At 37.9% G+C, this 18,525-nt stretch carries 3 protein-coding genes; all 3 read right to left on the reverse strand.

Features of this window, described 5'->3' with window-relative positions; genetic code table 11:
* Positions 1-71 precede the first annotated feature (71 nt).
* The 3 genes from CJF42_RS03480 to CJF42_RS03490 are packed head-to-tail and all read right to left on the reverse strand — an operon-like array spanning position 72 to position 18,448.
* Positions 72-9,671: a hybrid non-ribosomal peptide synthetase/type I polyketide synthase gene (locus CJF42_RS03480; protein ID WP_095365348.1), complete on the reverse strand. Its 9,600-nt coding sequence runs from the start codon at positions 9,669-9,671 to the stop codon at positions 72-74.
* Positions 9,668-16,096 (reverse strand): non-ribosomal peptide synthetase, encoded by a 6,429-nt coding sequence (locus tag CJF42_RS03485; RefSeq protein ID WP_170940465.1) that lies wholly within the window; start codon positions 16,094-16,096, stop codon positions 9,668-9,670. Before CJF42_RS03485 ends, CJF42_RS03480 begins: the two co-directional genes overlap by 4 nt.
* A 51-nt stretch (positions 16,097-16,147) precedes the next feature.
* Positions 16,148-18,448: a M28 family peptidase gene (locus CJF42_RS03490; protein ID WP_095365350.1), complete on the reverse strand. Its 2,301-nt coding sequence runs from the start codon at positions 18,446-18,448 to the stop codon at positions 16,148-16,150.
* Positions 18,449-18,525 lie beyond the last annotated feature (77 nt).

Genomic DNA, 18,525 nt, shown 5'->3' on the forward strand with positions numbered 1-18,525 from the left:
AATATTGTTAATCAAAATAATTATCAAAACGCTTAGGCATACAAAAACCATGATTTGTATGCCCATAAACATCATATTGAGCCGCACTCTTCTTCTTCAGCTAAGGTCCCGTCCTGACTCGTAGAGTAATTCCACAATAACAATTCTATTTGCTCAGATAACTCCGCAATGGTATTTTTAATTAACACGGTTTCAATCTTTAATTGGATCTCAAATCGCTCATTGATTCGACTTAATAAAGTTGTTGCCATTAAGGAATGACCTCCCAGTTCAAAGAAATTATCGTGTATTCCAACCTCCGAAATTTTAAATAACTTCATCCAAATTTCAGCTAGCGCTTCCTGCATTTCACCTTCCGGTGCCACATAGGGTACTGACAAGTTTGGCCGACTATGCAGTGATGCTTCTTTGGCCTTTGAACTTGAAACAAATACCGATTCATTAATTACAGAATTTCCTGGAGCAAAGGTGACAGACTCAAATGGATATCCAGGTAAACCCAAACGTATACGGGATTCGTTTGCACGATAGCTGTGCCAATCTAAATCTAAACCTGCCACAAATAGGTTAGCGACCGCCTGGTGTAACTGCTGATCTGCACTATGCTCTTCCCGTGCATGACGCATGCAGTTGATCACCCGATGAGAACTTAATTTCGCTTTATGTCTTCGAACAAAGTTTGACAAGTTATGACCAGGGCCAATTTCAACAAATGTTGTGTTTGGCTCTGCAAGTAAATTATCCAAACCACGACTAAAGGCAACTGTTCCAAGCAGGTGATCGCACCAATAATCAATTGAGGTCACATCTTCTGCTGTGATCCAGTCTCCGGTAACGTTTGATATATAAGGTAAACTTGGAACGTTGAATTGTATCGACTCTAATACCTTCCTAAACATGGGTATAATGGATCGCATCATTTCACTGTGATAAGCATGAGAGGTATGTAAGCGACTGTGCTTTATTCCTTGTTCCGCAAGCGTTTCCATTACGCGGTCAATCTCAGAATCAGGTCCAGATACAACACTTAAATCACTGCTATTAACAGCTGCAATTGATACATCAGCAGGTAAATAACTTGCTAACTCATCCGAATGTAAGTTAACGCTTAGCATACTTCCAGGGTTGGCACTCGCCATTAATTTTCCACGTTGTACGACAAGTTTCAACCCATCTTCTAACGAAAATACATTAGCCAAACATGCTGCAACATACTCACCAATACTATGTCCAATCATTCCAGTAGGTTTAACACCCCAAATGATCAATTGCTTAGCCAACGCATACTCAGTAACAAATAATGCAGGTTGAGTTAAAGCTGTATTCTGTAGCCTCTCATCTGCATTCAAATCACCTTTCTCAGCCATCAAAAGAGGCATCAAAGACTCAGGTAATAGCCCATCAAGAATTTCAATACATTCATCAACATGTGTTTTAAATACAGCTTCACTGTTATATAGCTCTTGAATCATGCCACCGTACTGACTTCCCTGACCAGGAAACATGAATATAGTCGCCTCAACATCACCTTGTTGACGTTCTCCTAAAAACAACTGCGTTGGGTATTTTCCAGCCAACACATCCTGAACATTTTGATCTGGCCCAACTAACATCATTTGACGGTGCGATAAGCCCTCACGTCCGACCTGCAATGTATAACTGACATCAGGCAGCTGTCCTGTAAATTGGGTTAAGTATTTAACTAAATCCTGTTGTCTATTTGCTAATGCTGAGCTTGTTTTGGCAGATAAAGGGAACAATTGCCAGTGACGACTTTCACTTGTTTTACGCTTATCTTTATACTGTTCAAGCACAACATGCGCATTAGTGCCACCAATGCCAAAGCTGCTAACACCAGCATGTAATGGTGCGCTACTTGCTTTCCACTCATGAAGATCACTGTTCACCTGAAATGGACTGTCTTCAAAGTTAATATTTGGATTGCTGTTTTTATAGTGCAATGTTGGAGGTATTTGTTCGTGCTTTAGACACAACACCGTTTTTATCAAACCTGCAATTCCAGCAGCAGCGTCTAAATGACCTAGATTTGATTTTAGCGCCCCAAGTTTACAATTTTGCTCTCCTAGATCACCGAAGGCCAAATTTAGCGCTTCAATTTCTATTGGATCACCCAAAGGGGTTCCGGTACCATGGCATTCTATATAACTAACTTTTTCAGGTGAGATATTGGCTTTTTCCAACGCATTTCGAATCACTTCTTGCTGCCCTTGTACACTCGGCGCAGTGAAGCCTACTTTTTGATTACCATCGTTATTTATGGCCGTTCCCTTTATAACCGCTAAAATTTGATCCCCATCTTGTTCAGCATCTTCTAAACGTTTAAGCAACACTGCTCCAACACCTTCGCCACCAACAGTTCCTTTCGCTTCAGCATCAAACGGGCGACAATGTCCATCCGGTGAGTTAATCATACCTTCCTGATAGAAGTACCCGTCTTTTTTAGCTTGAATTGACACACCGCCAGCAACGGCCATATCACAATCACCGCTTAGTAAGCCTTGCACAGCCATATGCACCGCTACCAACGAAGTTGAACATGCACTTTGTACGTTGATTGCAGGTCCGTTTAAGTTCAAATTATTAGCGATTCTTGTTAAGAAAAACTCACGATCGGATAACGTTGCTGAGTCATATAATTGAGAATCATCAAGGTCTTCTAAACTAAGGAGGTGCTTCATCCAATGTAAGTTGTTGGATGCGCCACCATATATACCTACCTTACCTTCGTAGTTACCTGCAACATAGCCAGCATTTTCAAATACATCCCAAACGCATTCATGCAAAACCCTTAATTGTGGGTCCATCAAATCAGCTTCATGAGCGGCATAACCAAACATGTTATTATCAAACTTATATGAGTCTGACAAAATGCCTTTACGTCTCACGTAATTGGGGTTCAAAAGCGCTTCAGACGATACACCTGTTTCTAATAGTTCTTGCTCTGAAAAGTTATGTATTCCTTCTTTACCTTCAACTAGGTTCGACCAAAACTGATCTAGAGTTGGTGCATCAGAAAAACGTCCAGACATACCAACAATAGCGATATCGTTAGTAGCGAAAACAGAGCGCTCTCGTTTTTTCTTTTCAGGGCTAATTTCTACATTATTTAGAAGAGCCGCCATAGCGCGAATGGTAGGTTGTGAAAATACATCCACCGCTCTTATCTTTGAGTCAAAGGCTTGATTAATTAGTTTAACTAACGCGACAACGTTTAATGAAGTTCCGCCTAACTCAAAGAAGCTATCATCTATTCCAATACCCTGAAGACCCAATACATTTTCCCAATGTACTTTGACTTGCTGTTCCAATTTGTTACTTGGCAATATGGATCTACTCTGTTGCAATTCAGTAACAATCTCCATTTCCATAATTTTTTTTCTGTCAACTTTATCAGTCGCAGTATATGGGAGAGTAGATTCTACAATGATTTTTGAAGGCACCATATAAGAAGGCATCAGTTGATGAAGTTGCTTACGTAAACTTGAAATAAACTCATCTCGTTGTGTTAATACTGAAATGTCAGAAGGAACAACTACAGCTAACAGTTTTTTATCTTTAAGGTTGCTGTTTAACGATCTGGCTACCACCACAACTTGATCAACACCAACACATGAAGAAATCTTACTCTCAACTTCACCTAGCTCTATCCGCAGCCCACTGATCTTTATTTGATTGTCTTTGCGACCGACAAACTCAATATTTCCATCAGGCAAATACTTAACCCAATCACCTGTGCGATATAATCTTGATTCCCCATTGATATAACAAGCATCAACAAATCCTTGTTTCGTCAATTCAGGTTTATTGAGATAACCTCTAGCAAGGCAGTCTCCACCAATATACAACTCTCCCGGAACACCAATAGGTGCAGGTTGCGCCGCTTCATTCAATACAAATAAACGGCTGTTCTGAATAGCTTTTCCTACAGGCGTGTTTGCATTACGACTGACTTTTTTAGTCTTAGGTACACCATAAAAAGTACACCCGACAGTAGCTTCTGTTGGTCCATACCCGTTAATAACTTGTAGACCTGGAACCAGCTCCATCATCTGTTGTAGCTGCTCCTCTGCAATAGGTTCTAAACCAAAAATAAGCTGTTTTAGGTCAAGAGAATGACCATACTCTTTCAAAAATATCAGTAGTGGAGTAATGAAAAATGGTGGAAAGGACGTTGCTGTGATCTGATTTTCTTTCAGTACAGCGAATACTTTTTCGGGCTCTAACCGAATTGACTCTGATAGCATGTGTAGCTCGCCACCACTTAATAACGGTATAAATATTTCACAAAGAGAAAGATCAAATACGTAGTTAGTCCATGAGGAGAAATTAACAGGTGCTTGCCATCCTAATCTACCACCAATTTCCGTAAGAAAATTAATGATACTTTGATGTTCTACAACAACGCCCTTCGGTTTCCCGGTTGAGCCAGAAGTATAAATTACGTAAGCGGGATCCTTACTCGTTATAATATGAGGAAGATTTTCGACTATTTGATTATCGAGTAATTTTTTAGTATTCGTTTCATCTACTAAAATGCAGGTAACATTTTCGAATGAGAAACTATCATTTACTAACTTACTAGTAAGTAATAACGTTATCTTTCCATCATCCAAAATATAGTCAATTCTAGATTGTGGTACCTCAGGATCAATTGGCACATAGGCAAGTCCAGCTTTGATAACAGCTAGAATTGAAACAATCATTTCAATGCTACGAACGTGACAAATACCAACATAGATGTCTGAACCTTGTGGTCGTTGATCAATTAACAAACGTGCTAACTGATTTGCACGATTATTTAGTTGCCCAAAGGTCAGTGCTTCGCTTTCAAAAACTAATGCACGCTTTTCTGGATTCAAAGCAACTTGACGCTCAAATGCTGCAACTAGCGTCAGTTCCTTATCATAGGTCTTATCAGTATTATTCCACTCTTCTAATTGCGCTTTATCAGCAACTGGTAATATTGAGTAATCAAAGAGTGGTAATTCAGGTTGCCCCACTACATCTTTTAGTAAACATTCAAAACTATCTGCAAATCGAGCAATAAACTCTTCGTTAAATAAGCTGGAATTATATTCCCAATCTAATTCCATACCGCTCGGTAATACATTTACTGTGAGCCCCAATTCAAACTTAGCAGTACGGTTATCTTCTTCAAGAATTTCCACAGAAATCTCTGGTAGCTCAATTGTAGTGTTCTCATTATTTTGTAAAGTAAACATAAGTTGTACAACAGGAGCATGATCTGAATGACGAGCAGGTTCTGCTATTTCAACAATACGCTCAAACGGGACCTGTTGATTATCAAACGCATCGGTGATTGAACGCTGATTGTTTTTTAATAATTCAGCAAAAGTCATCGCATCATCTAAAGTAGAACGCAGAGGCAATACATTGACAAAAAAGCCAATCAACTTTTCCAGCTCCAATTGCTGACGATTGGCAATAGGCGTACCTATTACTACATCAGTCGCATTACTCCAACGTCCAACTAAAAGAGAAAATGCTGTTTCCATAAGTATGAACAAAGTACTCGCATGCTCATTCACTAACGAGTTCAAATCATTCAATAATGTTAAAGATAAGCTAGAGCGATAGTTTGCTCCAACAAAGGTTTGTTGCATTGGACGTTGAAATGACAATGGCAAATTATGGGCTGTAGGGATTCCGTCCAGTTGTTTCTGCCAATAAGCTTCTCTATCTTTAATAGCATCACTTTGTAAGTTTTCATTCTGCCAGTGAGCATAATCTTTATATTGAATTGGCAACTCAGCAACTGTTCTTTGCTTTTTATCGATAGCAGCGCAGTAATAGGCTACAAATTCTTCTATAATTACTCCTACTGACCAGCCATCAGAAGCGATGTGATGCATATTAACCATAAGCAAATATTCATCTGTATTTACTGTTGCTAAAGTGACTTTAAACGGCCATTCTCCGGTAAGGTCAAATGAGGCTTGTAATATCGCACGGCTATTTTCTAAAATCTGTTCTGCATTGAGATGTGTCCAGTTTTCTTGCTGACACTGAAATGGAGAAAAGGCTTGCACTGTTTGATAAACAATATTGCTCTTATCATGATATGTCGTTCGCAATATTTCATGACGCTCAATAATCTGACTAAAAGCACTGTCAACAAAACCTTTATTTAATTTTCCAGTTAAACGTAACGTAGCCGTAATATTATAATTGGCAGGCTCATCACTAAGGTGTTCCGTGATCCAAAGACGACGCTGAGAAGATGAAACAGGAAAAGTACTCCCCTTTGCAACCTTAGTAATTTCAGGTAACTTACTTGAAGACATTGAGTTTTCTGATTCGACTTTTTCAGATAGTACTTTTGCAACTTGACGAGCGGTAGGATTACTAAGAAAGTCAAATATTGGAAGATTCACACCTAACTTGGCCTTGATTCTAGAGATAACTTTAATCGCTATTAACGAATGTCCCCCTAGTTCAAAAAAGTTTGCTGTTACACTGACTTTTGATAAATTTAAAAGTTCTTCAAATACTTCAACTAACCATGATTCCATATCATTTTTGGGTTCACAATATGGAGTATCCTGCAAATAATGCTCTACTGGCGCTGGTAGACGAGCTTTATCTAGTTTACCTGCCGGATTAAGGGGAAGTTTATCAAGAACACAGTAATGTTGCGGCCTCATATAATCAGGTAATTCTTCAACAAGTAATTTGAATTCATCAATAGCTGACTCTGCATCCCCTCCACTATCTTTCAAGGTAAAGTATGCTGCTAATATGTTATCTCCTGACGAAGATGCTTTTGCGACAACAGCCAGAGTTTGATAGTACTTCCCTTCATTTAAACAAGCTTCGATTTCTCCGAGCTCAATTCTAAATCCCCGGACTTTTACTTGTGAATCAATACGGGTATAAAATTCGATACTTTCCCCTTTAAGCATTCTTACTAAATCCCCTGAACGATACATCGGGATATTGGGTAATAATTCTGTGCTACTGATACCAAATTTCTGAGCAGTTAGCTCTGGCTGATTCAAATACCCCTTAGCGACACCTGAACCGCCAATATACAATTCACCTTTAGCCCCAATAGGTAAAATATTCCCTCCTTTATCCGCAACATAACCCGAGTAGTTATCCATCATCGGACCAATATTGTTATATTCTTTATCTTTAACGATACTATATGAACCATTAACCGTCGCTTCAGTTGGTCCATAGGCATTAATAACTACACGCTCAGTTCTATTCTGATAGGCAACAAAACGATCCCATAATGTGTGAGATACACGATCGCCATCAACAATAAGGTTTGGCAAATAGGATGTCGTCTCTAGTTCATCCAACACCAACGACATCATACCTGGGGTACAGTTAATAATTGGTAGTTGATGCTGACTTGCATAATCAACCAGAGCCACTGCATTTTTCTTTTGTTCGGGTGTTACCACATGTAAGTGAAAGCCATTAGCCTGTAAAATCACCCCTTTTAGTGATACATCAAATGTAAATGACGCATTCCACAACCATGACTTACTGTTATCTCTATCAAGGGAGTTAACTTGCTTTAAGAAGCCTTCTGTAAAAGCAAGTATATTTGAATGACAGACCTCGACCCCTTTAGGTTGTCCTGTCGAGCCAGAGGTAAATATAACGTATGCTCTTTGCTCTTCGATAACGATGGGAAGGTCAACATTATTATTAGTAAGATTTAAATTTACAGGATCAATTGCAGATGAAATATCATCAAACACATCAGGCGCAGTGTCATCGACCAAAATTAATTTCAACTTTGCTTCTTGTGCGATAAATGCTAAACGCGACGAAGGTAAAGAAGGCTCCATCGGCACGTACGCTGCACCAGCTTTCCAAATTGCCCATATATTTATTAGCAATTGAATATTTTGTTCAGAACAGACTCCCACTAAGTCATGCTCCTTGACTCCAAATTCAATTAATTTTTTTGCTAATAAGTCACTTTCAAAACATAATTCAGCAAACGTCAGTTCTTTATCACCTAAGGACATTGCAATATCATCAGGATTTTCAACTAACTGCTCAGAGAGCTTATGTAATAAATGTCCATGGTTACTAGCCGTTAATGGCTTTTGACTCACAGCATGTAATGAAAAGACAGATCCACCAAGTAGCGACATTGCTGAAATTTTTTGTTCAGGCATAGATAAAACTTGAGATACTAAGTTAGAAAAACACCTACTCATTGTCTGAATAGTGTCATGCTCAAACAATTCAGTTTGATAACTCCAGTTCAATTTGAGTTGTTCACCTTCTTCAGCTGACAACATCAGGTCAAATTTAGCTTTATTGGCTGCTACTTCAAGTTGTTGGATGCGAAGATCATCTAATACCAATTCAGCCTTGGTATTATTTTCAAGTACTAGGCCTAGCTGAAATAATGGATTTTTATTATAACTACGATGAGGCTTTAGATGCTCAACCAATAACTCAAAAGGCAGGCTTGCAAATTTAAGATCTGCCAATGACTCATGCTTAACTCTAGTAACAAGCTCATTAAAACTTTCTTCTTGTTTTATATGAGTCCGTGATACCATTGAATTGGTAAATAAACCAATCAAAGATTCTAATTCAGTTTGTGTACGGTTAGCCATTGGGCTACCCAAGATGACTTCATCTTCATAACTGAACTTACTCACTAATAATGCATATACACTTTGTAAAAACATAAAGAGGGTAACTTTGTTTATACGACAATACTCAGCGATCTTAGCGGTATCCGACTCATCAATAATTTGATTAACATTACCTGCATCATAGTTAGGAACATCAGGACGCTGAAAATCAAATGGTAATGAATGGTTATCAGGTAACCCTGATAACCTATTTGACCAGTAATTTAAATGCTCTTGTTTAGACTCAGTATTAAACATAGTATTACGCCAATATGCATAATCGCGATATTGAAATAAAAGAGGGGGAAGTGCAGGTACTTGCTCTTGACTAAACCAAGCATAAAGTTTGGATAACTCTTCAATCAAAATACTGACAGACCAACCATCACCAGCAATATGATGAATGGCAACAAGCAATATATGTTCATCAGGTGACGTTACTATGATCTCTGCACGAAACATTAAATCATGAGCTAAATCAAAGGTTTTGTTTGAAAAGACTTCTATATTCGCATTTATAGCCGCTTGTTGCTTTTCAGAGTCTTCTTGATAGCTGGTGTGATCTATTTTATCTAATTTATATTCAGTAGATGGATTAACCTTTAAGACAAGATCTCCTTCCTGTTCCACAACAACGGTACGTAGTGATTCATGTCGATGAATAATCTCTGTCAATGCCTGCTGTAGAGCTGTAAGGTTTAATTTACCCGTAAGTTTTAATCCCGCAGTCATATTGTAGGCTGAATTATTTTCAGTCAATTTATCTATATACCACAACCCCCTTTGCTCAAACGTAACCTGAACATTTTGATCATCTGGTACTTTGACTAACGGTGTATTTTTCGGTACTTGCAAGTCAATTAAAAGCTCGATTAGTTCACTTTTATGGTGTTTAAGCTGCTCCATAATTTCAACTGACATAGCACCTTCCGGAGCATCTACTTTAAGTTTATCTCCATTTAAATGCAGTAAAATACCGTTTTCTTTACATGCTAATAAAAGTTCATTGATTATCATAATTCAAAGCTTTCCATCTTGTTATTTGATCCTTTTGAAGTTATTTGTAAAACATCTTTTTGTAATAAAAGTAGATCTAAGTGAGATGCAAGGTTTGATAACTGGGATGTAATGAAAACTTGCTTCAAAGCCACTTCGATACCATCAAAGTTTTGTCGTATATGACTAAGCATTCGGCTAGCCAGTAGGGAATGACCACCTTGCTCAAAAAAGTCAGCATTGATACTGATTTGGTCTAGCTCTAACAAATCACACCAAATATCAGCTAATTTACGCTGAGTATCCGTTTCAGGTTCTTGAAATTTTTCTTGTGTTATTTCTACATCCCGCATCATCAATACATTGCGATCAATTTTATTGTTTGACGTGAATGGAAATTCATCAATCTGAATGATCAATTTAGGAATAAAGTGTGCCGGAAGCTTAAGTTTCAACTGTTGCTTCAATGCATCAATTTCAATTTTATCTAACGTTCGTTGACTCATAACAAAACCAACCAAGAAGGTTTCATCATTTACACCTTTACGAGGCACAACCACTGAAGAATCAATATGACTTAGTAAATTAAGTTCTGACCCTATTTCTTCAAGCTCGATTCTGTGTCCTCTAATTTTTACTTGAGAATCACTACGTCCTTGCAGCTCTATTTCACCTTGTGCAGTGTACCGCCCTAAATCACCTGTTTTATAGAGTCGCCCATATTGAGGATGCTCAATAAATACAGAGTGAGTTAACATTTCTTTATTAAGGTACCCAGTAGCCAAACCATGCCCACCAATATAAAGCTCTCCATAAACACCAAAAGGTAAAATATTTAGAGCGGGATTCAATATAAAGATGCGCTTCCCAGCTACAGGTTTTCCGATTTTAACGGGTTGGGTTAAATCTCCATTTCGTTCAAAGCAATGAACACTAGCCGTAATGGTCGCTTCCGTTGGACCATAAGCATTAAAAAGTGATACTTGTGATGGCAGATATTGCTGCCAATACGCAATCACATCTTTACTTAATGCCTCCCCACCAAAAACAATTGCTCTTAGGGAATTATTTTGCCAACCTAAATCCAACTCATGCATTTGCTGAATGACTGACTTAAAATACGCTGGTGGAAGATCAATTAAGCTAACTTTATACTTGGTAATTAAATAAAGAAGTTTTTCCGCATCCCATATTTCACTACTCCTCAATAAGACTGAGGCCCCAGAAAACAGAGCACAAAATAATTGTTCAAGCGCTGTATCAACAGTCCAAGAAGCGAATTGTAGTGCTACATCTTGTTCAGAAACCACAAGATATTTTGCCATTTCTTTAATATGGATAGCTATGCTTTCATGGGGTATTACGACCCCTTTGGGTTTTCCTGTTGAACCCGACGTATAAATAATATATGCAGTGTCCTTTTGCGTTAACCCAATTGTCGCAGGGGCAATATTGTCGGTTGATTGCTCAGCGACCAACGCCCTAGTTGAAGGAGTATCTATAGACATGGTATTTGTTACAGCTAATATGTCGATAGTATGACTATTAACTAAAATTGTGCTAGCTTGCGCATCTTCAATTATATGTAGAATTCGCTCTTTAGGGTTTTGCTCATCTAGCGGTAAAAAGCCACAGCCAGCCTTTAAAACAGCCATCATGGTTATAACAAGTTCAACTGAGCTAGGTAATAGCACACCCACAACAGAATGTTGCTTAACACCACTACTAATCAAGTAATGTGCTAATTGATTAGCACGCTCATTCAACTCCCTATAAGTGCATCGTTCATCGTTTAGATATAAAGCAATTGCATCTGGCGTTTTTTGAGCCTGTTGCTCAACATATGAATGTAATAACTCAGTGTGTGACGTGGCAGTGGTACGTTCAGAACGTGAAACTCCGGCAATATGCAGCTCTTGTGCCTTAGATAGCATAGGATAAAAATCTATTTCCTGAGCTGGGTCCAGACAAATTGCATCAAGTAAATTAATGAAACTCTGCGAAAACATAGAGATCATGCTTTCATCAAAAATCGCAGTAGCATATTCCCATTCAGCTTTAATCCCGGTTGTATTTTCCTCAAGAACTAGCGTTAAATCAAACTTAGATGTTTGTTCTTTACTATGTATTGGTTCAGCGTTAATACCATCAAGTTCAAACGAATTTTCAAACTCTTCCTGATAAGAAAACATAACTTGGAACAACGGCGTATGATTCACATTTCGCTGCGGCTGTAACTCTTTTACCAACAATTCGAATGGCGTATCTTCATATTCAAATGCTTCTAGTGTGGATGTTTTACTTTTTTGTAAAAGCGTTAGAAAATCGGGAGTTCCTGCCAAATCAGAGCGCAATACAAGTGTGTTAGCAAATAAACCCACAAGATTACCCAATGCCGCGTTACCACGATTAGCTACAGGTGTTCCAACCACAATATCTTGCTCACCACTAAGTCGGTAAAGCAAAACAGTAAATATACAATGCAATAAAATATATGGTGTAACTTCTTGCTGTTGGGCCAAATTATAAACTTTATCCACTTGCTTGGTTGTCAATTCATGACGAAGTACTGCACCTTCAAACGAAGCATCTAATGAACGCACTCTATTTGTAGGTAAATTATGAAGCATAGGTACGTCTTTTAAAGTTTTACGCCAAAATTCTAATTGTTCCTGTGTCTTTTGAATATCTGAGTTTTTTGATTGCCAGTGTGCATAATCACTATAATCTATCGTCAATTTAGGCAGTGCTAATACTTCATTATTTACTTTAGCGTTGTAGCTTGAAGAAATCTCTTTGAGTAAAATAACATTAGACAAGCCATCGCTGGCAATGTGATGTAAAGTAACAAGTAATACTGATTCATCTTCAGCTAGTAACAGTAAACTTGCTCTTAATACCTCTCCTGCACTCAGATCAAAACAGTAATGTAATTCCTCTTGTACCCGCACATTACAAATGTCTTCTTGTGTTGCATTTATTGAAGTTAAATCTTCAACATTGAAAACAAATTTATGCGACCCTCTTACTTGGTATACATTATTATTTTCTTCCAAATAGGCTGTTCGTAATATTTCATGTCGATCAATGACATTATGAAATGCATGCTCTAACGCTACCAAATCAACTTTCCCTGAAAGCCTGAGTCCTAAAGGCATATTGTAATTACCCACTTGGCTATCTAACCTATCTAATAACCACATGCGTTGTTGCGCGTAAGAAGTACTACGCAAGTCTGTTTTCAAGTTATTTAGTGGTAATATTTGCTCTTCAGATACACTTGTTGATGTAATTTGTAGCTCTCTGATTTTCCCTGCTATCGCATAAATTGATGGATATTCAAAAATTGTTTTAAGTGGTAATCGTACACAGTACTGGTGTTCAATCGCATTTATTATTCGATTTGCTGACAATGAGTTACCACCGACAGCAAAGAAGCTGTCAGTTCCACCAATATCAGTAACACCTAATTCTTCAGCCCATGTGCTTTGTAACCACAATTCAACATCACCAATTAATTCAACACGTTCAGTATCACTTGTAGGGATTGGCTCAGGAAGAGATGCTTTGTCTAACTTTCCGTTTGCTGTACGCGGTAATTCATCCAAAATTACAAACAGCTGCGGTATCATATACTGTGGAAGGGTAGTACTAAGCTTAGCTTTTAACTCCGCGGTAGGTAATTCCGAATCCCCTTGAAAGACTAAATAAGCCACAAGTATACTTTCTCCGGAGGAAGACTCTTTTGTCGTTACTGCCGTTTCGTTAATTTCTTGAAACTGCTCTATTTGATTTTCAATCTCGCCAAGCTCAATTCTATATCCTCTAACCTTTACCTGATTATCAATACGTCCTAAAAACTCAACTAAATTATTTGATTTCATGCGCACAAGATCACCTGTAGCATAAAGTCTTTTTTCCACACCATTTATCAAAATATCTGAATGAAATTTAATACAAGTAAGTTCTGGACGTCGCCAGTACTCTTTAGCAAGAGCATGGCCACCAATGTATAACTCTCCAGTTGCGCCTAAAGGTTGCTGAGACATATTTTTGTCCAATACATAATGCTCAACATTAGCTAACGCCCCTCCAAGAAGTAATTGTTCTGGCACGGGAGTATCTTTCGTTATTTTCCTCACCATCGACCAAATAGTCGCCTCAGTAGGCCCATAACAATTCCATAAAGTTTTGCACTTAGGTAATAGTTGTTCGACCAAACTTGCTTTTAATGGCTCTCCACCACTAAGCGCCACCATGTTTGTACGACCTCGCCACCCGGTTGATAACAAAATATTCCAACTAGAAGGCGTTGCCTGCATTACATTAATATTCTGTTCCTCAAGTAAATTAGCTAAAAGTTTTCCATCTTGAACTTGCTCTTTGGCTGCAATGACTAATTGGCCTCCAGAAGAAAGTGGAGCAAAGATTTCAAATAAACTTATGTCAAACGAAATTGTCGTTAAACTAAGCCAGCGATCATTGTGAACCAGCTTCATTTTGCTCTTAGTTGCAAAAAGGAAATTAGCAAAAGAACCCTGTTCAATGACCACCCCCTTAGGAAGGCCTGTCGAACCCGATGTATAAATAAGGTATGCAGGATCATCCTCAGAATAACTGATAAATTCAGCAGGGATAGGTTCACAACTATGGCTTCTTATTTTGTTAGAGACTGTTTCATCATCAATATATAAAACAGTACACACTGAACTAAAAAAAGATTTAAATGATTTTTGGCTTATACAAAAATTTGCCTGGCTATCTTCAATAATGAAAGCCACACGCTCTTTAGGAAATTCTGGATCAACAGGAATAAAAGCGGCCCCTACTCTTTGAATTGCAAGTAGACTGACAATCATATCAAGCGTTCTATCCATCATAAGAATGACAAATTCACGTTTTTTAACCCCCATTTCTAACAACTCTCGCGTCATTTGATTAACTTTGGCGTCAAGTTGGCTATAGGTTAATTTCTGTTTTTCCATAAACAGTGCGTCTTTATTTCCATATTGCTGGGCTGCTGACATAACCCATTGCGGTACACTTCCTTCATAACCATCATTATGATGATTAAAGGATTCAAGCTGTTCCGCTTCATGCTTTGCAAATATGTTAAAATCTTTTAACAGTACATCTTTATTATCAATAGCAGTCAGAATTAAGGGCTCAATACGAGCCATTAATAACCTAATATCTTCATCATCAAAATAGGCAACGTTATAATCAATATATAACGTAACTGGCAGCTTTTTATCATACTCGCATAAAGACAATGTTAGTGGCGTCTGTTCATATCCATGGTTACTGTATTCTGTCGCGACCGACTGACCTTCAAAGTCCAACTTAAAATCAAGTTTTTGGTAGTTAAAAATTATTTGAAAAAGTTGTTCTAAACCATTTTCTAACATCCCTACTTCTCTATTAATCTCCCCTAAACTTAAGTTTTTGTTACGGTAGTTTTGCTTTGACTTTAACGTTACATACTTAACCAATTCCGCAAATGTAAGATCTTTATTTATTTCAAAACGGTTAGGTGCAACGCTCATAAAAAGACCGATAATCCCTTTAAGTTCTTTTGTTTTACGATTATGTGCAGGTAGTCCAATTACAATGTCATCATTAGATGACACTTTCGCAAAATATAAACATAAACAGGATAAGAAATAACTCAACATACCTATATTCTGTGCTTCTAACTTGCCCATTAGCTCTTGATATGGCTTAGCCTCTATCTCTAAGTCCATTCTCCGACTATGAATAATGCCATTAGTAGTATCTTTCTGCTGGTACTCTATCTGGAACACAGACTCAGGAAGAGTCTTAAACTCTTCTTTCCAATATTCAATACAAGATTGCCTTTTCGGATCAGAACACGTATATGGAAACACCTTTAACGTATCCACAAATGAAGGTAGTTGTATAGCTTCTAGTTCTGATATTTTTACTTTACTAAGCATGTGATACGCATGAAGTAGATGTTTACACCAGAGCGTGAAGCCCCACCCATCAATAATAATGTGGTGAACTTTCATAAAGTACCAATGTTCAGTAGAGTTTATTTTTATTACCGAAGCCTGGTGTAGACAGCCGCCCATACTAATGTCTTTTGCAAACTCGGTATCAACCCATTCTTTAGCGGACACAGTTGGGCATGCAACTATCGAAAAGTCTAATAATTCAAGCTCATCATTAACGTTATTGTTTAATGTAAACACGGGTGAGTGTTCATGCTCAGAAAGCTGCATTTGACAAATGTCAGACTTCCTAACAATTAGGCTGTATGCCTGCTGTAAACGTTGATGATCAAATTCACCTTCCAGCTTCAAGTACCCACCAATATTCGATACTGGTGTTCCTGCATACTTCTGATCAAAGAAGTAAATATCAAGCTGAGCTGCTGACGGTTGGTATATCTCGTTTATAAGAGTATGTTTATCGTGATTCACTGATACAATTCCATTCATTAAATAGCGAAAATTAGGGGAGAAAAAGCCTTATTATGGGGCTACGTCATCTATTACTAGTTCCGACTGACATTCCTTAATATTGATCAACAGCTTAGATATAACAGCTTCTCTATCACCATAGAATGCCTGCAATTGACTACTACTCTCCTTTAAAAATGGTCCATTCAGGGAATTACCAGCCAACAACCTTTCTTCAACAAGGTAAACCTCAACCATAGAAAGCTCCGAACTTGAAGTCACTTTAAAACTTGCACTTTGTCCTGCTAATCCAAACACAACAGGGCGATAACCTAACTCAGTGTTTAAATCTTTCGATGGATCAAAAGTTAATGCTTTTCCGTTAACTTCAACTTGCTCAGGAAGGTAGTTGGTTGGGAAAAACATTCTTAATAGTCCATGCTTATGTGTAGGAGTAAAGACAGCTTCGTACACATATTTTCCTGAAGTAATATCACAAGCCTTTAACTCATAACTAGGCGTCGAATAAGGCAAAGGTTGAGACTTTACATGTCTTTGAAGGTATGTAAGCCAAGGGTAAATATGATCTTGTTCATAATCATTAGGGTTCTCAGTTATAACCTGTTCAGGTGTAACACCATAGTCTTCAACAATTAAAACCTGACGATTTTTGTTACGGTCATCTACTTTTAAGAAATTCACCACATTTGGAGGAGTACTTGCAAGATCGTCTGTAAGAACAGGCGTATACGCGACGAACAAAATGCTTAAAGCTAGAGCGAGGGGGTACAGGTATTTGTACTTTTGATTTTCAAAACGAGTCAACAATGGCATAAATAGCGCGATACCGAACGCACTAAATACCGAAAATGCAACACTCATACTTTGGCCATAAGCTAAATCCAGAGTCAGAGCCACTTTGATAAAGAAGTATAGTGACAGAATCGCAGCTGAGCCGACTAAGATAGACGATGGTAATTGCTTTTTATCCAAGAGTTTAGAGCACAACAAAGCACAAACAAGTAGTAGTGTAGGAAGCACAAATATAATACTGGTTTTTGGCAACAAAAAGACGGTTATCAAACTCAACATTAACCACCAAAATAGCTGCGCTTGTTGATACGCTTTTTGCTTGATAAAACGTTTAACCAACAGCATGGTTAATAAGACTGACACCAGGACCCATAACATAAAATAGGTCTGGCGCTGTTCTGCCATAAGTTGCCCATCAGTTACAATAAAAGAAAGCAAACTAGAGGCAACAATGTTAAACAACACAGTAATAATAATAAATAATGGGAAGACAAAAACAGCCTTAACTTTTTCCCTTACCAAGCTGGTTTTGGTCCGATATCTTAAAGTACACCAAATAAACAAACCAAAGCTAACAACAGCAATAAATTGCAGTAAAGTAAACGGTAGGATCAACATTACCGCTCCAAAAATATCGCTATATGCCGACTCACCAATCTCACTATGATTGAAGTCTTCCATCATATAAGATTGAGTTAAGCCTACCAACGTTTTACCAAGATGGTTTATGCTTGCAGGGTCCAACTGTTCTATATTGTCATCTGCTGTATGGTAAAAACCACTATTTTCTATCAAGCCAAAGTTTAGTCCCGTTAAACCATGCTTTTTGAATACGGTAAAATCAGTATAATTAGGTAATTGGTCATAGATATCATTTAATGCAGACAACGCATTATATTTTATGTCTAACCCACTATAAGTTCTGATGAGTGCAGAGTTATTGGCACCTGTTTCAAACAGATAAGCAAGACCTGTCGTACCCATTGAGTCGGCATTAATAACAACTTTAACGGATTCAAAAAGAGGGTGTTCTTTAGCAAATACCTTTGCCCCAAGAGCACCGACTTCTTCAGCATCAGAAAATAGGAAAATGACTGTATTATCTGGCTTACTATTCATAAGTATTCGACCAGCTTCCATCAAAATACCTATAGCTACACCGTTATCACTAATACCTGGAGAAGCTTCTACAGAATCATAGTGAGCTGAAATCATTACTGCATCTTTAGACTTACTTCCTGCGCGAGATGCAATAATATTTGCCACAGGAGCACAAGTTGCAACAGCACATTCAAATGATGCTTGTACTTCCACTTCATAACCAAGTTTCCGCATATATTTAACAATATATTCACGACTCAAGGTATGCCCTTCAGAACCCACTCCACGATGACCAAATTGAGCTAATTTGGTTATTTTTTTAATGACATTTTCATAAGAAAAGTCAGCTTCATTTAGTTGCCAATTTGGATCTATCTTGTGATCTGTACTAAGGCTTTGCATTTTCATTAGTGCAAATACAACAACTAAAAAAACAACACTTTGAACTATGTTTTTCATTATCCTTACTCCAAGTAATTCAGGGGTTGTAAAAAATATACTTTTTTGAGAGAAAAAAAACGCATGAAGACAACGTA

The organism is Pseudoalteromonas sp. NBT06-2 (genome assembly GCF_002276045.1).
In the GTDB taxonomy this organism is placed as follows: Bacteria; Pseudomonadota; Gammaproteobacteria; order Enterobacterales; family Alteromonadaceae; genus Pseudoalteromonas.

Excerpts from the sequence above, each read along its gene's own strand:
- CJF42_RS03480 (WP_095365348.1), bottom strand. The coding sequence starts at position 9,671 with ATGATAATCAATGAACTTTTATTAGCATGTAAAGAAAACGGTATTTTA.
- CJF42_RS03490 (WP_095365350.1), bottom strand. The coding sequence starts at position 18,448 with ATGAAAAACATAGTTCAAAGTGTTGTTTTTTTAGTTGTTGTATTTGCA.